The sequence below is a fragment of the Lentilactobacillus curieae genome (assembly GCF_000785105.2).
Taxonomy (GTDB): Bacteria; Bacillota; Bacilli; order Lactobacillales; family Lactobacillaceae; genus Lentilactobacillus; species Lentilactobacillus curieae.
Genome location: NZ_CP018906.1, coordinates 1,319,051 through 1,338,013, shown reverse-complemented (window position 1 = coordinate 1,338,013; position 18,963 = coordinate 1,319,051). Strand labels below are relative to the sequence as shown.

General features: G+C 40.8%; 21 protein-coding genes and 2 pseudogenes. 4 read left to right on the top strand and 19 right to left on the bottom strand.

Features of this window, described 5'->3' with window-relative positions; all coding sequences use genetic code 11:
• Nucleotides 1-9: 9 nt before the first annotated feature.
• The 8 genes from PL11_RS06355 to PL11_RS06325 form a co-directional block, all read right to left on the bottom strand.
• Nucleotides 10-918, bottom strand: coding sequence for a cation diffusion facilitator family transporter (locus tag PL11_RS06355; protein ID WP_035168124.1), 909 nt, complete (start codon nucleotides 916-918; stop codon nucleotides 10-12).
• Between the two features lie 333 nt (nucleotides 919-1,251).
• Nucleotides 1,252-1,473, bottom strand: coding sequence for a MerR family transcriptional regulator (locus tag PL11_RS06350; protein WP_035168122.1), 222 nt, complete (start codon nucleotides 1,471-1,473; stop codon nucleotides 1,252-1,254).
• Nucleotides 1,474-1,536: 63 nt separating this feature from the next.
• Entirely contained in the window at nucleotides 1,537-1,932 is a 396-nt protein-coding gene (locus tag PL11_RS06345) for a hypothetical protein (protein ID WP_035168119.1), read from the bottom strand.
• 77 nt (nucleotides 1,933-2,009) lie between these two features.
• On the bottom strand, nucleotides 2,010-2,600 hold the full coding sequence (locus PL11_RS06340; protein WP_035168117.1) for a GNAT family N-acetyltransferase: 591 nt from the start codon (nucleotides 2,598-2,600) through the stop codon (nucleotides 2,010-2,012).
• Nucleotides 2,601-2,690: 90 nt separating this feature from the next.
• Nucleotides 2,691-3,416, bottom strand: a complete 726-nt coding sequence (locus PL11_RS06335) for a DUF1003 domain-containing protein (RefSeq protein WP_052127831.1) — start codon at nucleotides 3,414-3,416, stop codon at nucleotides 2,691-2,693.
• Nucleotides 3,417-3,531: 115 nt separating this feature from the next.
• Entirely contained in the window at nucleotides 3,532-3,708 is a 177-nt protein-coding gene (locus PL11_RS10380) for a hypothetical protein (RefSeq protein WP_191982052.1), read from the bottom strand.
• A 161-nt stretch (nucleotides 3,709-3,869) separates the two neighbouring features.
• The gene (locus PL11_RS06330) at nucleotides 3,870-4,745 is read right to left on the bottom strand and encodes an RluA family pseudouridine synthase (protein ID WP_035168115.1); all 876 of its coding nucleotides are present in this window, start codon (nucleotides 4,743-4,745) and stop codon (nucleotides 3,870-3,872) included.
• Nucleotides 4,735-5,157, bottom strand: a complete 423-nt coding sequence (locus PL11_RS06325; RefSeq protein ID WP_237047478.1) for a GNAT family N-acetyltransferase — start codon at nucleotides 5,155-5,157, stop codon at nucleotides 4,735-4,737. Before PL11_RS06325 ends, PL11_RS06330 begins: the two co-directional genes overlap by 11 nt.
• A gap of 252 nt (nucleotides 5,158-5,409) precedes the next feature.
• On the opposite strand from PL11_RS06325, the gene PL11_RS06320 reads away from it, so the two are divergent.
• Nucleotides 5,410-6,747, top strand: coding sequence for an FAD-dependent oxidoreductase (locus tag PL11_RS06320; protein ID WP_035168111.1), 1,338 nt, complete (start codon nucleotides 5,410-5,412; stop codon nucleotides 6,745-6,747).
• Nucleotides 6,748-6,922: 175 nt separating this feature from the next.
• Nucleotides 6,923-7,246 (top strand): heavy metal-binding domain-containing protein, encoded by a 324-nt coding sequence (locus PL11_RS06315; protein WP_035168110.1) that lies wholly within the window; start codon nucleotides 6,923-6,925, stop codon nucleotides 7,244-7,246.
• A 60-nt stretch (nucleotides 7,247-7,306) separates the two neighbouring features.
• Here PL11_RS06315 and PL11_RS06310 read toward each other — a convergent pair whose 3' ends face one another.
• Together PL11_RS06310 and PL11_RS06305 are read right to left on the bottom strand one after the other, a co-directional pair.
• A complete protein-coding gene (locus PL11_RS06310) occupies nucleotides 7,307-8,584 on the bottom strand; it encodes an O-acetylhomoserine aminocarboxypropyltransferase/cysteine synthase family protein (RefSeq protein WP_035168109.1) in 1,278 nt (425 codons plus the stop codon).
• Entirely contained in the window at nucleotides 8,559-9,449 is an 891-nt protein-coding gene (locus tag PL11_RS06305) for a homoserine O-acetyltransferase/O-succinyltransferase family protein (protein ID WP_035168108.1), read from the bottom strand. The genes PL11_RS06310 and PL11_RS06305 overlap by 26 nt, the downstream gene beginning before the upstream one ends.
• 422 nt (nucleotides 9,450-9,871) lie before the next feature.
• Here PL11_RS06305 and PL11_RS06300 point away from each other — a divergent pair, with 422 nt between their 5' ends.
• Together PL11_RS06300 and crcB are read left to right on the top strand one after the other, a co-directional pair.
• A complete protein-coding gene (locus PL11_RS06300; RefSeq protein WP_035168107.1) occupies nucleotides 9,872-10,264 on the top strand; it encodes a fluoride efflux transporter FluC in 393 nt (130 codons plus the stop codon).
• Nucleotides 10,261-10,611, top strand: a complete 351-nt coding sequence (gene crcB, locus PL11_RS06295) for a fluoride efflux transporter CrcB (RefSeq protein ID WP_035168106.1) — start codon at nucleotides 10,261-10,263, stop codon at nucleotides 10,609-10,611. The genes PL11_RS06300 and crcB overlap by 4 nt, the downstream gene beginning before the upstream one ends.
• On the opposite strand, the gene PL11_RS06290 is transcribed toward crcB, so the two are convergent.
• The 9 genes and pseudogenes from PL11_RS06290 to PL11_RS06250 form a co-directional block, all read right to left on the bottom strand.
• On the bottom strand, nucleotides 10,580-11,155 hold the full coding sequence (locus PL11_RS06290) for a GNAT family N-acetyltransferase (protein WP_035168104.1): 576 nt from the start codon (nucleotides 11,153-11,155) through the stop codon (nucleotides 10,580-10,582). The genes crcB and PL11_RS06290 overlap by 32 nt on opposite strands.
• A 66-nt stretch (nucleotides 11,156-11,221) precedes the next feature.
• Nucleotides 11,222-12,295, bottom strand: coding sequence for an endonuclease/exonuclease/phosphatase family protein (locus PL11_RS10375; protein WP_035168103.1), 1,074 nt, complete (start codon nucleotides 12,293-12,295; stop codon nucleotides 11,222-11,224).
• Nucleotides 12,296-12,408: 113 nt separating this feature from the next.
• Nucleotides 12,409-13,590 (bottom strand): CynX/NimT family MFS transporter, encoded by a 1,182-nt coding sequence (locus tag PL11_RS06280; RefSeq protein WP_035168102.1) that lies wholly within the window; start codon nucleotides 13,588-13,590, stop codon nucleotides 12,409-12,411.
• A 338-nt stretch (nucleotides 13,591-13,928) separates the two neighbouring features.
• A complete protein-coding gene (locus PL11_RS06275; RefSeq protein ID WP_035168100.1) occupies nucleotides 13,929-14,657 on the bottom strand; it encodes a CAP domain-containing protein in 729 nt (242 codons plus the stop codon).
• Between the two features lie 166 nt (nucleotides 14,658-14,823).
• The gene (locus PL11_RS06270; RefSeq protein ID WP_035168098.1) at nucleotides 14,824-15,768 is read right to left on the bottom strand and encodes a Dyp-type peroxidase; all 945 of its coding nucleotides are present in this window, start codon (nucleotides 15,766-15,768) and stop codon (nucleotides 14,824-14,826) included.
• 86 nt (nucleotides 15,769-15,854) lie between these two features.
• Nucleotides 15,855-16,508, bottom strand: a complete 654-nt coding sequence (locus PL11_RS06265) for a CBS and ACT domain-containing protein (protein ID WP_035168097.1) — start codon at nucleotides 16,506-16,508, stop codon at nucleotides 15,855-15,857.
• A gap of 4 nt (nucleotides 16,509-16,512) precedes the next feature.
• Nucleotides 16,513-17,217 (bottom strand): ABC transporter ATP-binding protein, encoded by a 705-nt coding sequence (locus PL11_RS06260; protein WP_035168095.1) that lies wholly within the window; start codon nucleotides 17,215-17,217, stop codon nucleotides 16,513-16,515.
• Nucleotides 17,218-17,219: 2 nt separating this feature from the next.
• Nucleotides 17,220-17,999 (bottom strand): annotated as a pseudogene (locus tag PL11_RS06255) (ABC transporter ATP-binding protein).
• Nucleotides 17,996-18,957: pseudogene (locus tag PL11_RS06250) on the bottom strand (branched-chain amino acid ABC transporter permease). The pseudogenes PL11_RS06255 and PL11_RS06250 overlap by 4 nt, the downstream one beginning before the upstream one ends.
• Nucleotides 18,958-18,963 lie beyond the last annotated feature (6 nt).

Sequence of the window (18,963 nt, the reverse complement as noted above, 5' to 3'; positions counted from 1 at the left end):
ATTAAAATCCTAAATGTCTTCACCCTGATCATAAATGATATCTTCATCTTTACCACGATCAGCTTCTGCTTGAATTGTAGTGTGACAAACACCATATTTGGTCTTCAAGACGTGGTCAATCTCCCGGTATATTGGCTGAGCCTCGCTAATCTTCATATCGTGTAGATTAACGTGAGCAGAGAAAACAATGTTGTGCTCATCAATCAACCACGCATGAACGTGATGAACATTGTAGACACCATCGATTTCGAGTAGATCTGTTTTAATCCCCTCATAATCAATCTTTGGTGCCCCTTCCATCAAAATTCGGTTGGTCTGACGAATAATTGGCCAGGTTTCGTATGCGATGTACCCAGCTACTAAAATCGTAACTAACGGATCAACCCAGTTCCAGTGGAAAAGTTCAATCAGTACCCCACCAATAATGATGGCAACCGAAGAAAGGGCATCGCTCATAATATGTAGGTACGTTGCCCGCATATTCAAATTATTCTTAGCTCCCGCATTCAGCATCAACGCCGATGCTGCATTGGCAACTAAACCAATAATTGCAACGGTCAACATCACTGGCCCATCAATTGGCTCTGGATGTGAAAATCTTCTAACCGCCTCGACAATCAAAACCAGACAGATAATTACCAGTGCAATCGAATTTAAAAATGCAGTAATGATCTGCGCCCGTTTGTAACCATAAGTATTATTTTCATCCTGGTTTTTCAGGCTAATTCTGCTGGCAACATAACTAATTACAATGGACAGACTATCGCCTAGGTTATGAAACGCATCTGATATCAACGACAAACTTCCGGAGAAAACTCCACCAATAAATTCGGCTACCGTGATTAACACATTAAGCAAAGTAACCGAAAAAAATCTCCCCCTAGATAGTTCTTCGTGATTGTGACTATGTTCAGCCATATAAATCACTCCAATCTACCAATTATTATCTCATTGATGTGCATACAATTCCATACAAAAAAGGCGAGGACCAAAAAGTCCTAGCCTTCCTTGGAGGGAACCCCACACCTTGTTTTTTAATCAAATTACACTCCGTTCATAATCGAATCCTGACTCAGCTTAAGCTGAGTACTCAAAGTGCTTTGCTCGCACGCTAAAACATTATCATGTTATCTAAAGTTACAATCTAACATTAGTTTACAAACGACAATCCAATTAAGTTAACAATAGTGGTGTAAGGTTCCCCCTACTGTTAGATTAGCATTCTGTTACTAATTTAACAATCGAAATGCCCTATGGATGGCAACGATTCAAGACAGTCTTTAATTCTTGAATGGGGGTGCCAGTTTCCAAAAAGCTATCAATGGTGTTTACCCAAAACCGATCATTATCGTCTAAAACGACAGATTGGCTTTCGGCAGTCATGTGGCCAATCAAACCATTGGTCGCATATGTTTCTACGGCGGTCATTTCAACGCCGTATCGGTGTGCAAATTCACTAATTGATAATTCCATTTTCTCTTCTCCAAAATTTAAAATACCAAAATATAATATCAAATCTGGAGTGAATTGCAATGCCTATTCTACAATTCGCCAATTTCCTTCTGCTGCCTTTGAAATTTGGTTCAAAAAGTGCAGAACGCTCTTGGTTCTGGTTTCATTGTGTTCATTAAGTAAGTTTAGTCCTTCACCGGTTATCATTGGCTCACTAAGAGAAAATCCTTCAGAACTTTGAGTTCCCGTTGAAAAAGCAATAACGGTGCTCCCATCATCAATTTCAGTAATGATAAAGAAGATACTAAAATCGTCATCTTCCTTCATGTAAGCCGGCATTGCCCAAATGCCGTCAGCAATCTCAATTAATTCTTCGTTTTCGTACCGATAATCGCGATGATTTTTCTTATTAATTTTTTTGTCGAGCACAAACATCATCTTGCCAAACGATGCATCACCCATTGTAATGTTGTCTTCCACTGGAATTCATCCTTTCAAATTAAAAAGGAGTGAAGATTCAATAACATTTTCTCTTCACTCCCGAATTTATTTATTCATTATGCGAACGAGAGGTTAGGTACCGCAACTTCACGTTGCATGTGGTAGTAAAGATGATCTCCAATCGTTTGGACACCAACATCCTTAAACCCTTTTCTCGCATATAACTTTTTAGCGTTGGGATTTTCAAAATCAACGTTTAACCCAACCACTGCCTTACCGTCATTTTCTGCCATGTTAGGTACAGCATTCAAAAGTTTTGAACCAATTCCCATCCCCTGGTAATTTGGGTCAACTGCAATTGAATCAAGGTACCACTCATCCGAATTGGTTTCGGAATCAGATACTAGTGGTTGGTCAAATTCAGCACTGCGTTTTGATAGGTCATACAGAACTTGATTGATTGCGTCTTCGTTTTCGCTGGGGTAACCAAATGCTACTCCAACAACTTGGCCATCGGCCTCGGCCACCACGGTAGTTGCTTTATCACCCAGATATGCATCTGTTTGATAAGCCTTCGTGATGACCTTCTCTAATCCGGGTTCGGACACATCATCAAGTTCACTCAATTCCATCTCGTCGTAAATAATATCAATTAACGGCGCTATCTGACCAGCATCATCCTGCTGTGCTTCTCTAATGGTTATCAAAAAAATCCTCCTAGATTTAAATCTAATGTCATAGTTATAGACAAAAGAATACCGATAAAGATGAATTTTGTCAAAACCTAAACTCAATCTTTATGAATTCTGATTTCTTTGGAGAGAATCTAGTTCGCTTCTAATTTGGCCTAAAATCTCAATTTCTAACTTTTGAATTTCCAAAGTGTGGGGAATTTGGTTCTGAGTTAAGTTATCTAACTTGGCATGCAAGATTCGTAACTCATGCTCTGATTTCAAATTAACGTGGTAATCATTTTCCGAATTCATCCGGTCACGATCTGCAGCTCGGTTTTGACTCATCATAATGATGGGAGCTTGAATGGCTGCAATACAGCTCAACGCTAAATTAAGCAAGATAAATGGATACGAATCAAAATGGATTCCAAAAAGACTAAGGCCGTTAACTAACATCCACGCAATCAGAACAAAAACAAAAATCAGAATAAATCCCCAACTTCCACCGAACCTAGCCACTGAGTCTGAAACTCTTTGGCCAAACGTTAGGCTCTTATTAAGGGTATCGTTAACATCAATAATGTCGTAATCGTCGCTTTGCATTGCTTTAGTCAGCCGGCGATTAATTTTGTTTGTCTGCTTTACATCTGAATTGATCAACCCATCTACCCGTAACAATTGGTATTTCAATAGATGATGATCACAAATAAAGTCGGTGACTTTAGCGTCAGGAAATTCCCCCTTCACTAAATTGCGCACAGCTGGGTCCAGTTCTCTCAGCAGCCGTCCATCTGTAATTGGATGGGACTGATTATCAACAATGCACGTTACAAATTGTTCTTGTTCCATCGTGATTCCTCCCCAAATTTCAGTAAAAAAAGCCTCACTGACATTATATCAGTAAGGCTTAGGTTTTAAGTTATATTTTTAAAAACTAGGTATCTTCCAACAATTCAACTAACGTTTATGCTCTTACTAAATCTTGCTTAGCGTCTAATAACGCAGCCTTCAGAGCCTGAATGTGCTTTTCAGTTGCCTCGTCACGTTGTGAAACATTCATCCAAGTTAACACACTCAAGTTAGTTTCCATTTCAGCAATAATTTTTTGAATCGTCTGTTCCGATTCCCCATTGGTAGACATATCTAGTCTCCTCCTCATATTTGATACCGTTATCATAACCGATGTAACAGTTAATCTCAACTCAAATGATTAACTTATCATTGGATTGTAATCTATGAGGATTATAAATTGCAAATTATAGAACTGGTATGGTTTTGGCCCATTGATTAATTAGAACGATTCTAATCAAAATATTGCTTCATGTCAGCTGGAATTTCTGCAGTAAACGCAAACTCTTCATGAGTAAACGGATCATTGAATGACAATCTTTCTGCATGCAGCGCCTGGCGCTCAATTCCTAGGTTTAAAGGCCCTAAGTATAGCTCATCGCCTAACAGGGGGTGCCCCAAAGAGGTGAAGTGCACCCGAATTTGGTGTGTTCTACCTGTATGGAGGACTACTTTCACAGCCGTGTAAGCTTCACCCTCATTTATTTTCCAATACTCAGTTAGTGCCCGCTTACCATCCTCAGACACTATTTGGCCAAATCCATTTGGGTCCTTCGCTAAGGGTTTATCAATTTCACCATGTTCAAGGAGGCCCGTTCCAGAGACCACCGCTAAATACTGCTTATCGATTCGTTTAGCACTCATAAGTTCATTTGCAAGGCTATTAGCTAATCGATGTTTTGCTATCAACACAACACCACTCGTAAATCGGTCAAGACGAGTAATGATGTGTGGTACCAAATTTTCTTCACCATTTTGTTGCCAGTAACCTTTAACTCGGTTAACTAAGGTATCATCACGATTTGCAGGTCCCGGTACAACAGTCAACCCCGCCGGTTTATTAACCACTAGCCAATTTTTATCTTCATACATAACGGTAAGTGGTCCATCACTAAATGGTACATTGGGGTCACTTTTCTCCGGTGGAAACATCACCGTCACCTGATCGCCAAGATTAATGGTTGCATCTCGTACTAACTTACCCTGTACATAAAATTCTCCCCCATCATCTCTCAGCGAGCGGTACATCCTGTGACTAATTCCCACTTGATTTAAAAACCGCTTTAGTTTGATTGGTTCTTCTTGTTCATATGTAAAGTCAATTTTCATCGTCAATCTTCCTTATTAACATAATCATATCGTGTGCCTGAATACCATTCTCAAAAATCGGTTCAGGATACAGGTCAAAAAATCCTTCTTTAACCCCAAACGTTGTAAATCCCTTTTGATGATAAAATTCAAGGTTGCCAAAACTTGAGTTGGCAGTACCGACAACAATCTCATCCAGATTTTTCTTTTTATAATAATCAATCAACATATCAATGAGCGTACCGCCATATCCTTGTCTTTGGTATTTAGGTCTGACAACCAAATTTTTCAACTCAACCCTACCACGAGCTTCATATATCATCAAAGCGACCGCAATTATATCATTAATATCGTCATTTGCCACTAGTACAAACACATCACCCATATTTAAATACTCTTGAACTGCTCTCTCATCTGGATCAGCAATTCGCAAATATTTTAATAAAGATGACCGGTCTTTCGACCACCTTTTAAAAATCATTGGTCTTTCACCCACTTTTTATGATTGTGCACAATTTTTTTGTAGACGTTAGAAAACTGATGGCTATTGAGTTTTATAATAGTCGATAATTTCACAAGCAAAAATAACGGATACAAAGGCTTTGACACGCTTACATTCCATCATATAATGGTTATGCAAGCTCGCTTGTGAATAAAGTAATTATTATTTGTTAGGAGAATTCATATGAAAATTGCTGTAATTGGTTGTACCCACGCAGGTACATTTGCCATCAAAACTGTTTTAGCTGAACATCCAGATGCAGAGGTAACCGTATACGAAAGAAATGACAACATTTCTTTTCTCTCTTGTGGGATTGCTCTTTACCTTGGCGGAGAAGTTAAGGATCCGCAAGGATTATTCTACTCAAGTCCAGACGAACTTGCCAAGTTAGGTGCCAACGTTAAGATGAAGCATTCAGTTGAGAGTGTTGACCCTGACAAGAAAGAAATCACCGTTAAGAACCTTGAAGATAACTCTGAATTTACAGACACATACGACAAACTGATTGCTACCAACGGCTCATGGCCAGTAATCCCACCAATTCCTGGCGTAGACAACAAAAATGTTTACCTTTGCAAAAACTACGGTCATGCAAAGACGCTATTTGAAAAGGCAAAGGACGCTAAGCGCATCATCGTCATTGGTGCTGGTTACATTGGTGCCGAACTTGCCGAAGCTTACAGCAAGAGTGGCCACGAAGTTACCCTACTAGACGGTGCTGACCGTGTAATGCCTAAATACTTTGACAGCGAGTTCACAGATGTCATTGAAAAGGACTTCCGCGATAATGGCGTTACCCTCGGACTAGGCGAATTGGTTCAAGAAATTTCTGGTGATGACGTTGCCACAGTTAAAACTGATAAAAACACCTACGAAGCCGATCTAGTTGTTCTTTGTGTTGGTTTCAGACCAAACACTGACCTGTTTAAGGGGCAATTGGACATGACCGACAACGGAGCTTTGATTACTAACGATTACATGCAAACATCAAATCCTGACATCTATGCCGCTGGCGATAGCGTTGCAGTTCACTACAACCCAACGCACGGCATGGCATACATCCCATTGGCAACTAACGCAGTTCGTCAAGGAATCCTAGTTGGTAAAAACATTGAAACTCCAACTGTCAAATACATGGGAACTCAGTCATCATCTGGTTTGAAGTTATACGATAAAATCATGGTCTCAACTGGTTTGACATTGTCTGCTGCTAACCAAGCTGGAATCAATGCTGAGAGAGTTATTGTTAAGGATAACTACCGTCCCGAATTTATGCCAACGACTGAAGAAGTGCTGATGTCGCTTGTGTTTGATAAGGATAGTCGTAAGATTCTTGGTGGTTCCCTATTAAGTACTTACGATGTTTCTCAATCAGCTAACACTTTATCAGTATGTATCCAAAACGAAAACACAATTGACGATTTAACAATGGTTGATATGCTTTTCCAACCACAATTTGACCGTCCATTCAATTACCTAAATATCTTGGCTCAAGCAGCGCAAGAAAAGGCAGCTAAATAATCTTTTAAGTTAAAAAATATATTTTGTAAACTATATTTGAACACGTTATAATTAAAATGCATCGTGATGAAGATCTTTTTCAACCACAGAGAGAATCTTTGGATGCAAACCCATCAATCTCTTAGGTTGGTGGGTTTTTGTGTATGATGTCTACTTTAACAAAGGGAGAATCGATATGGCTGAAAACTTTATTGTCACCACCACTGAAAATATTCCAGGTAAGGAATACGAAGTAATTGGCGAGGTATTTGGGTTAACAACTCAATCAAAAAACGTTGTAAGAAATATCGGCGCTGGTTTAAAGAACATTGTCGGCGGGGAAATCAAAGATTACACCAAGATGCTTGAAGAAGCTCGAGATACCGCAGTTGACCGCCTAAAAGAAAATGCTAAGTCAATGGGAGCAGACGCAGTTGTCATGATGCGTTTTGACTCAGGATCAATTAGTACGGATATGCAGTCTGTGGCTGCGTATGGGACAGCAGTTAAGTTTAAATAAACGTAATAAGAAAACAAAAAAGGTAGCTACGATAACGTAGCTACCTTTTTTAAACGACATCTAAATCTTATCCAGTGCCTGACTCAAATCAGCAATCAAATCATCCGCATTCTCAATTCCAACAGAGATTCTGATTAGGTCAGGAGTTACTCCTGCCTGTTTTAGTTCTTCCTTATTCAGCTGGGCATGGGTAGTTGATGCCGGATGAATGATTAATGACTTAGCATCCGCGACATTGGCCAACAGCGAAAATAAATCTAAATTCTCGATCAATTGTTTGCCTGCCTGCTCCCCACCAGTTAATCCAAGGGTAAAGATTGAACCAACACCCTTTGGAAAGTACTTGGTTGCTAAATCATGGTATTTACTTGTTTGTAATGACGGATAGTTAATCCAAGCAACCTTAGGATGATTGTCTAAAAATTCCACGATCTTTTTAGTATTTTCTACGTGGCGTTCAACCCTCAGGGACAGCGATTCCAGCCCCTGAAGAAGTAAAAACGAATTAAATGGGCTAATTGTTGCACCTAAATCTCTAAGCGACTCTGCACGCACCTTGGTCGTAAATGCGGCATCCCCCAAATCCGCAAACACCAAGCCATCATACTGAGCGTTAGGCTCAGTGAAGCCTGGATAGCGACCGCTTGCTTTCCAATCGAACTTACCATTTTCAACGATTACCCCACCCATCGTTGTTCCATGACCACCAATAAATTTTGTGGCTGAATGAATCACTACATCAGCGCCGTGATCCAATGGTTTTACTAGGTATGGTGTTCCAAAAGTATTATCAACAATCAAAATAATGCCGTGCCTATGGGCAATCTCAGCAATCTTTTCAAAATCGACTAGATTGATTCCAGGATTACCAATACTTTCCACATAAAGAGCTTTGGTATGTTCATTGATTGGGGCCTCAAAGTTTTCAGGATTGTCTGGGTCAACAAAGTGGGTCGTAATTCCCAAATTTGGGAAGGTTACGTTGAAGAGGTCAAACGTCCCTCCGTACAAAGTACTAGCAGCAACGATTTCATCGCCCTTACCAGCAATGTTGATAATGGCTGACGCAATTGCGGCAGATCCGGTCGCCAGGGTCACACCTGCAGTTCCATTTTCTAAAGCAGCCACCCGTTTATCAACAACATCTGTAGTCGGATTAGTAAGCCGAGTGTAGATGTTACCTGGATCTGTTAATCCAAACCTGCCAGCCGCTTGTTCTGGACTGTCGAATACATATGAAGTTGTTTGGTAAATTGGGACTGCCCGAGAGCCAGTTTCATCTACGGTTTGGCCTGCGTGAACTTGTAACGTTTCAAATTGATACTTTTCTTCGCTCATTATTAATTCCCACTTTCTGTGTTTGAGTAATTAAGTTTAACCAGTTGTTGTATAACTGAAGGCTTGTTTGTCGCCATGAATAATTGATTTCTTCCTCATCTATCCCAACAAAGTAGTTCTCTGGTCGTTTAATTGGCAAGTGCTTATTTAAGTCTCGATGATATTCAATCAACAAGGTTTCCAATGAATATTCCGGATGACCCGTTACGAAAGTTTCGTTCAAGTCATCATTTCTTAAAATACACGGACCTGCTACCTTGGAACTTGCCAATACTTTCAAATCAACAATGTCTTCAAATCCGGTGATTTCTGTATGCCGCGACTGTGGCATTGTGAGGCCAGCTCCAGCGCTAAGACCGGCAGTTAGGCAACTCTTTACTACTTCGTCCGCACAGTAAATTCCAAACAGCTTCTTATCAAGTAATTTCTTAGATACCCCATTTTCAATGTTCAAAACAGCCTGGGCTGCCCAACATTCACATAAAATTTCCGTTACGTGACTGTGCGCCCACGCAATAATTTCTTTTAACTCGTTGAAGTAATCAACCTGACCAAATCGGAGCTTTTCCACCGGTGCACCCGTGATAATTAGGCCATCATAGTGCTTATCAGCGATGTCACTGAGGCAACAATAACATCGGCTGATTTTCTCACCAGACACCGTTTTAAAGCTGTGGGTCTTGGGGTATAAGAACGTGATTTCCACATCATGATCAAGATAATCAAACGTTGATAGGAACTGCCGCTCCGTTGTTCGTTTGGTTGGCATCAAATTCAACACCAAAATTTGTTGGGGATTATCTAAATCATTTGCTTGCCACTTTCCATCTGCTCGTAATAAACCATTGATTGCGTTCGCTGTCATTCCTATCAACTCCGTTTCTGTTTAAACTAAAATAAAAAAGCTTCCGCCACTAAGTATTTAACTTAGGGACGAAAGCTTCGTGATGCCACCCTGGATTCGTTACTACTTCACAGCAGCAACCTCGACAAGTACTCAAATAGAATACTCCGCAATGTATCGGTTGCTACCGGATCAACTAGCCTAACGACCGCTGACCTGACTCCGAGCTCATCTTCACACCGTTGCAAGTAGCTTCTCTCACCGAACAAAGCTCTCTGTTGTACTTGCGCTAGCGTTACTCTTCTCTTCTGCGTCTAATAATCTTTTAATAAATTTATCATTATTTTACACTGTCATTTTGATAAGTCAACTTAATTTTAAAAAAATCGTGAGTTTTGTTAATCCTAGGAGTACCATTTAATGGTTAATATAAGGAGGTTGCCATGGACGAATTATTAATTGCCATTTTTGCGATCTTAGGGGGTATGGCTCGTTTTGGAGTTGATGCCATCATCCCCACCACCACTTTCCCCCTCGCAACCGTGATAATCAACTTAATTGGTTGTTTTGTACTGGCACTAATCAATAACACCCTAGCGGTATCTGAAAGATTTCCAGCTCAATTGACATTGGCCCTAGGAACAGGAATGATTGGTGCATTCACTACCTTTTCAACTTTCACTGTGGAAATTATCAAGTTACTTCAATCTCACGAAGTTGTCACCGCCGGAATGTACTTATTGGTTAGCATCATAGGGGGAATTTTTCTAGCATACCTTGGTAGTATATTAGGCAAAAAAATTACCACCCTAAAAGCGGGAGGTAATCATAGATGATTCAATATTTATTAATTGGGATTGGGGCCGCAATTGGGGCTGTTGCCAGGTATGACTTCACCAAACTCGTCAATAACCATAAAATGACAGGCTTTCCAACTGCAACACTTGTAATCAACTGGTTGGGAGCCCTGCTTCTAGGAATCTTAACCGCCAGACTTATTAGTCAACCTAATTGGCTGGTATTCCTCGGCATCGGCCTCTGTGGTGGCTTCACCACCTTTTCTACCATGGCAAATGAGTGTTTAAGCTTGCTACAAGAAAAAGCTTACTTAACCTTTGCTTGGTATCTAGGTCTAACCCTTGTAGGTGGTATTAGTCTGGCTGCACTTGGTTTTTTGGTCTAACGTGAATTTTAGTCTTAATGTACCACTGCAAAACCGTGCCACCATAGTCACGCATCAAACCCATGTATTCAAATGGTGAAATGACACCATTCGTACTCATAAATTCATAGTCAGTTTTTCCCTCAGTCAACGTGAAATCAGTCTCCGCAAACCCGTTCTTCTGGTAAAACTGCTTACGTCTAAGTCGTTGCTCATAGTTGGCAGCGGCTTTTTTTACTTCTTCAATAACTAGGCCAATCTTGTTACCAGGATACCTCGCCTTAACTGCTGCTAAGGCCTGACTACCGTATCCTTGGGAGCGATTATTTGGATCAATCGCTAGGAAAAAGACGTAAGTAACTTTTTGATGGGTGATTGTATAGGTAAGGCCAACCCAGCGTTGATTGTCGTAAAGTCCAAAGAAGTCAACGTTTTGTCGTCTTGCCTTGAACAACAAGTACCACATTGGAACCTGTTCATCCTTCGGAAAGGCTTGGCTAAATAGCTGCTTTACCTTGGGAAAATCCGCTGAGCGGCGGTTAATTGGCTTTAATTCAAGACTCATAAGAATTCTCCTTTCGGTGAGTAGTTACTGTAATGTTGCCATATCTGAGCCAGAAAGTCACTAAATTCACATGTCAGCCAGCTTAAACGTCATCACAACTGGATTGTGATCTGAATGAGCAAAGTGCAAGTTTTTCACGTGAATAAGCTGTGGAATAACATTTTTCGAAACCATAAAACCGTCTGCAAACGATACGTACGTTTTGCCAGCTCTGTATGGTTGATTATTATTCCTAACTGAAGGAATTCCAGCCTTTCGTAATCCTTTAGTAACTAAGGTAAATTCAGAAGGAATTTTCTTTACTGGAAACGGATGCGTCCAACTCAACCGCTTTGAAGTTGTGTGGAAAACTTGGGGACTATTTTGCAGCATATCGTGATTGTAATCACCACCAACAATTACGTAATTTCCACGTCGTTGTTCCAGTTTCATTCGATTAAACACCTTATTCAGCTGGGCATTCATCACTTTCTTATTCTTGGTAAATGCGGATAAGTGAACGTTAATCAAAGCCAGTTGCTTACCATTTTTGACCGGGATTCGGGTGACAGAAATTGCTCGGTCTAAATCAACAAATTTACTGAAATTAGTATCAATTGGCAGTTTATAGCGGGTACTATTATTGATTTTAGTTTTTGTCAGTGTCACGATTCCTGACTTAGCTTTCCCGATTGGGTGGGTAAGCGGATAAAATAAGTAAGCCGAATCATAGTTTTGAGCGTAGACATGAGAATATGCTGGCAGGTTTTTGGTCAGCCACTTAACTTCATTAACATGCTGAGAACGATCTCCGTCAGGGTCAACTTCTTGGAATAACATCAAGTCAGGATTTTCAGACTTAACGGCATTCACAAATGCCCCCATCCCCTGCTCAACGCTTTTTTTACTAAACGCCCGCGAATAATATCCGCCATCCATAAAAAACGTGTAGTTATGTGGGTATGCACCATAACCCACGTTAAAGGTCATCGCCTTATAAGTTTTTCCGGGTTTCAGCTCGCGGCTACTCCGATTTTCTACAGTAAGCTCCTGATTGTCAGGTAAGCGATGATATGTAAGAAATACATAAGCAACGTAACCTGCAATGATTGTGACCAAAATTACGATAATTGTTAATAGCCATTTAATTACTTTTTTCATAATGCCCCCACATTCTATGTTGTAAAAAAATCCAGTCACAAAGTTTTCAACTAAACTTCACGACTGGATTAATTATATATCACTTAAATTTTTCAATTACATTAATTTTAAAATTAAGAAACCCTTCTACCAACGGCTCGAATCATTACAAATCCGATTGCGATGGTAATTACCGACAATGACATTAAAATCAGCATTGCTGGTGTCCAACCACCAAAAGTTCCTTCCAAAACACCAATAAGTGTGGGGCCGATACTAGCCAGTAAATAGCCAGCAGCTTGAACCATTCCCCCAATTGTCCCGGCGTCTTGGGGCGTATCTGAAATGACTGAGATCATTGTCAATGAAAGTGAGAATGAAGCAGAAGTAGTGATTCCAATCAAGGCACAGGCAATTACTTGAAGAATGACGTTACTCCCACCGAAAGTGAGAATCCCCATACCTGATAAATAGCCGATGAATAGCAATGTCATCAGGGTAATTAATCCCGTCTTACTTTGAGTTGCTCGCGGTACAAAGTACGCAAACGGTACCCCTGCCAGCTGAAAAACACCAAAGAGGAGTCCTGCCACTGAAGCAGATATTCCGTGAGAAGTTAACACACTTGGAACCCAGGCAACTAGAGTATAAAAGATAAATGACTGCATCCCCATAAACATTGCCAGCATCCAAATTTCTGGCTTTTGCCAATGCTTTGGCCGGTCTTCCTTAGCAACATCTTTGTTATTTGTTGGGTGCCACTCTGGCTTCTTACCTACAAATAACCAGCAAATAAATGCCAAGACTGCTGGAATTGAGAAGATTTGAATCGTAAATTGCCAACCAACCGACTTTGCAATTGGTACCGCAATTGCACCCGCAACTGCTGACAACAAGCTTAATGATGAGGTATAGATTCCGTTGAGCTTTGCTGATTGTTCTGGGTGCCACTCAATAATTAGCGTTGGCATCAAAACATTAAGCATCGCAATCGCTACCCCAACTAAAATCGTCCCTGCAAACAAGCTCCAGGTCGTATATACCCTTAGCGTATTAGAAATTACCAGTAATAGCAGCGCAATTTGTAGGGTTGCACTAGTTCCAATCCGGTTGATCAACCTGGAAACTAAAATTGATAGAAATGCAAAACACAGAAGCGGAATCGTGGTTAATATCCCCATCTGGCCATTCGTTAGTCCAAGTGAAGACTGAATCGTACTAACCAGTGGCGGAATTCCTGTGATTGCCAGCCTTAAGTTGGCCGACAACATGAAAATCATAAATGTAAAGTTAATCCCTTTTCTTGAATTACTCATAATCGTGAATAATCCCTCCTAATCTATAATTTTTCGGGAAGGAACATCCAGTTAATCTTGATTTAAAAATCGTTTCCACCAGTAAAATCGGCGGTCACATAAACTATGTCTATTCTGCACGTCAACATCTCCCCACAAGGCAGTCGAACCGCAATTACATTCGTTTTCATTAAATTCGTTATCCTGAATCTCCAGAAACTAGCTTAACACCGTTATAACAGCGGTGACAACCGTTGAAAAAGTGGTCACGCTTACATATAAAACACCAAATTCCCGTTTATAAACAAAGAACGGCACCGATACTCATGGCTATTATCGGTGTCGTTGAACCCTACATATTAAAGTTTAAATAACTGTGCCATCATTCCCGAACCATCCGGCTTAAAACTGAACGCAACTTCACTATACTTGGACCACGTGTTCAATTCAGTATCGCGGTGTTGAGCATCGATTGTCAGCAACTCATTGCTGGCCGTTGCCGCAGTTTCTTTGTAATCAAGCGTCCCAGACTTTCGGTATTCAACGTAGGCACCAGAACCAACAACTGAATGAAAACAGCTTGGAAATACTGCCATTACCTCAGCATAACCACTGTTTTTAGTGTTATACGATTCACCATTAGGTCTGGTATGACTCGTTTGAATCCATAGTTCATTGGCGCGAACTGTCGCCTTCCTCTTCAAATCACTGTTGCCCCTGAGCTTAGCCAATCCTTGAGTGACTCGGTAAGCATTGATCTGTTGCATATAGTATTTACCAACCTTTGTGGCAACAGTACTCAACTTACTGTAACGAATCGTTAGTGTTCGTGGACAATTCTTATATGTATAAGTTTTGCCACCATCATACGGGATGTACCCCTTGATTAGCTGATCACTGCCACTAACAGTACTGACCCCATCGTTCGGCAAATAAAATGTGCGGCTCGCCTGAAGGTTTTTTCCAGTTGTACTTTTAAACTGAACTGTAACTCGCTTACTAGCGACTTGAGCGTGAGCAGAACCAACTCCTGCGAGTCCAACGCCAACAAGCATTCCCAACGCAACTAATAACTTACTGAACTTCATTTAATCTCCCCCAAACATTAAAAGATAGTCCTTATGTGGTTATTATTTCAAAAACGAGACTAATCGGCAAACATTTGGTTTCGTACTTTTACCCAACATGGTACGACCATCTTAGTGACATCAAAAAAGCGTTATGAGGTTAAAAACCTCATAACACTTTTACATCTCAGTATTCACCCTCGGCAATCTTATCCATCGTATCAACAGACGGAATGAAGAAGAGGTTACCCGTTACGGGTGTCGAAAAATCTAACAGCCGATCGCTTTGCGTAAACATATTTGTTAGCATCCGCTTCGTAATTGAAAACGTTTTGGAGTAACCAATAAAGTAGGTTCCCTTATTATTCTTTGCCGGATCAGCAAAAGGTACGTTCATCCGCACAATTTTATGTTCAACTCCACCCTCTTCATCTTTTGAAGCAACGTTATGGGCATTAGGCAATTTTTCGTCATCGTCTAATTCACGGTCGTTAAACTTGTGCCTACCAATCGCCTTTTCTTGATCCTCCGTTTTCAGATCATCCCAAGCATCCATATTATGGATGTACTTTTGGGCAAAAGCGTAAGAACCATTCGCAAACTCAGGGTCTTGGTCATCATCAATCAAGGTATAGTCCATCGACTCAACCCCAGCTGGATTTTCGGTTCCATCAATAAAGCCAATAATTGCTCGACCTTCAATGTATCTAAAGCCGTGAGTTTCGTCTTCAACAGTTACGATTGGCCGCAAAATTTTCATGAACTGATCCATAATTTCGTACGTAATCGCTTCACTGTTTGCTCGAACGTGCAAGAAAATATCTCCTGGAGTAGAAACCGCAGTGTACTTTGGTCCCTTAATTTCTTGGAAAGTTTCCAATTCTGCGGGTTTTGGTGCCTTTGGGAATAAGTAATCCCACGCATTTGATGAGAATCCCCAAGCAACTGCTAAATGCTCCTTTGGATCCCTGATCCTCATACTGTTGATAATTGATTTCGACATATCAGTGAAGTCTTGAATCACTTCTCTATCGCCATCTAAATCCTCGCGCTTTAAATTTAACGTTGCAAAAATGACATTTTCGCCGGCATCTTTGTATACATCCTGCCCACGTTTAATATCTACAGTCATTAAATCATCCCCTAAAATAAAGTATTTAACAATAAAAGTATACCTTAAATTAGAATTATTCTAAAGTGCAATCATATTAAACTGGCCTAATTTTTGACTCTTTCTTTATAATGGTCTGCCTCTTGTGCTTTAAAACCCGCCTGTACCAGTTTATCTGCAACCGAAACATCTGCCTTATCTACATGAATTTCTACTACCTTAGTTGTTCCTTGATGAGTAACCATTAAGGTTTGAATGTTGACACCACTATTGGCCGTGATCTCACCAATTTCAAAGATGACCCCCGGCCGATCCTTCTCAACAAAGACCTGAACAACAGTACCATCCTCTTTGTAGTCAGTAACATCCAAAAACGCATCTAAGATATCATTATTGGTGATAATCCCAACTAATTCACCATTATCCATTACTGGTAAAACGCCGATTTGGTGCTGCCGCATCACATAGATGGCATCCTCTAAAGACTCATTTTGATTTACTGTTTTGACATCCTTAGTCATCGCATCTGCCACAGTCATCTGGTTTAGTAGGTAATTCATTTCATAAATTGATAGACTAGTTGCCTTTGATGGCGTAGTCCGCTCGATATCTCGTTGCGTGATAATTCCAACTACCTGGCCATTATCCACTACTGGCAATCTGTGAATTCCGCTTTCCTTCATTGTACTAACAGCGACGTTGATCTTGGTGTCAGGTGACACTGTTTTAACGCCCCTAGTCATAAAATCCGCTACGCTCATCTGATCAACCTCCCAGGTATACTTTTTGAACATCTCTATTTGCCAATAATTCTTGGCCTGTTCCCGCTAGCTTAATTTCACCAGTCGCCACAACATACGCCCGGTCGGAAATCGACAGAGCCTTTTTTGCGTTTTGCTCAATTAACAGCACTGTGGTTCCCGCCTTATTGATTGCCTTAATAATTTCAAAAATCTCGTTAATAAAAATTGGTGCCAAGCCCATTGAAGGCTCATCCAGCAAAATTAATTTCGGATTGGCCATTAATGCACGCCCCATCGCAAGCATTTGTTGCTCGCCTCCAGATAAGGTAGCAGCATCTTGTCCCTGACGTTCTTTTAGAATTGGAAACCGGTCAAACACCTCACGGTAATTATCCTGGATTCGTTGCTTTCCTTTCGTCAAGAAAGCACCCATCTGTAGGTTTTCCATCACCGACAACCCAGAGAAGATATGCCGCCCTTCTGGTACTTGGGAGATGCCTTCAGCAACAATTTTGGGGGCACTCTGTTTTTGGATATTATTTCCAAGGTATGTAATTGATCCAGACCTGGCCTTTAGAAGTCCAGAAATTATTTTTAGGATAGTTGTCTTACCAGCACCGTTAGCGCCAATTAGAGAAACAATTTCCCCTTCATTGATTTCAAAGGAAACATCCTTAACTGCGTTGATCACTCCGTAATTGACACTCAGATTCTCAACTTTTAGCATCGCTACGCCTCCTCTCCCAGATATGCCGTAATGACATCTTGATTATGTTTAATTTCTTCTGGAGTTCCAGAAGCCAGTAGTGCTCCATGATTTAAAACGTAAATTCGTTGCGCCACATTCATTACCAGCGACATATCATGTTCAATCAACAAAACCGTAATGTGAAAGGTTTTCTGGACTTGAAGAATTAGTCTTGTCAGGTCAGCAGTTTACTCGGGGTTCATCCCCGCAGCTGGTTCATCCAAAAATAAAATTTGGGGCTTGGTTGCCAACGCTCGCACAATTTCCAGCCGGCGCTGAATCCCATACGGTAGGTTCTTGGCCTTAGTTTCTTGCTGATCATCGAGCTCAAATATTTTCAATAACTCAATGGCTTCGTTCTTCATCTCAACTTCTGTCTTATAAAACTTTGGTGTTCTGAAAATCGAACTCACGAACCCTTCCTTGTACCGGCTGGTCATTGCAATCATTACGTTTTCCAAAACTGACAGTTCCTTAAAGAGCCGAATATTTTGAAATGTTCGCGACAGTCCCATCTTGGCAACCTTGTGGGCGGGCAAATTATTCAAAGTATAAGTACCGTCACGCCCCGTCAGAACGATGGAACCAGATGATGGTGGAATTACCCCAGTTAATAGGTTAAACAAGGTGGTTTTTCCTGCTCCATTTGGCCCAATCAATGCAACCAACTCATCGTTATTTAAATACATCGAGACGTTAGAAACAGCCGTTAATCCACCAAAGTTTTTGATGATATTATCAACTCTCAGCAAATTACTCATTCTGACGCCTCCTCTGCCCGCTTCTTATTGCGGTGAAATACCTTGGTGAGGGAAAGTTCCCAAGTACCAAGTAGTCCGGATGGTTTAAATACCATCAAAGCAATCAAAGCGATTGAGTAGATTACCATTCATAGCGTGCCAAAGTTTTGGAGAATGGTGTCAATCACACCAAGCACTGTTGCTGCTAAAAATGATCCAGTGATACTACCAACTCCACCAAGAACCACAATGATCAGAATTGAAATTGAAGCCATGATGTTAAAGTCGTTTGGACCAATCGTTTGTAGATACGAAGCATGAAGTGAGCCTGCAATTGCTGCAGTGGCAGCTCCCAGAACAAACGCTGCCAACTTCCACTTAAAAATATTAATTCCCATTGCTTCAGCCGCAATTTCATCTTCTCTAACCGACATAACCGCTCGGCCCCACGACTTCTAATAAAGTTCAAAATAATAATGGTGGTGACACAAACCATAATGTATACGGTTGGCCAAGATGCTAGCGCTGGGATGTTAAAAATTCCGGATGCCCCACCAGTAATTTTGAGGTTATTAATGATAATTCTGATGATTTCAGCGGCGCCCATCGTCGCAATTGCTAGATAATCACCACGAAGTCGTAGAGTTGGAATTCCCACAATCAATGCAGCAATAATCGTTAATCCGATTCCAACCACAAGCGAGATGTAAAATCCCACAGGGCTCTCATTACTGCTTGTAATGATGGCAGTTGAGTACGCTCCAATGGCCATGAAACCAGCATGACCAAGTGAAAACTGTCCTGCAAAGCCAATAATTAGGTTCAACCCAGTTGCTAAAATAATGTTAATTCCAATCGTGACCAACATGTTTTCAATAAACGCGTTGATGACCCCAATTAAAATCAAAGTGTTCATTAAGTAGAAGCCAGCAACCATAATTGCCAACCACGCCACATTTGTTTTCCAATTTGCTTTCATCGAGTT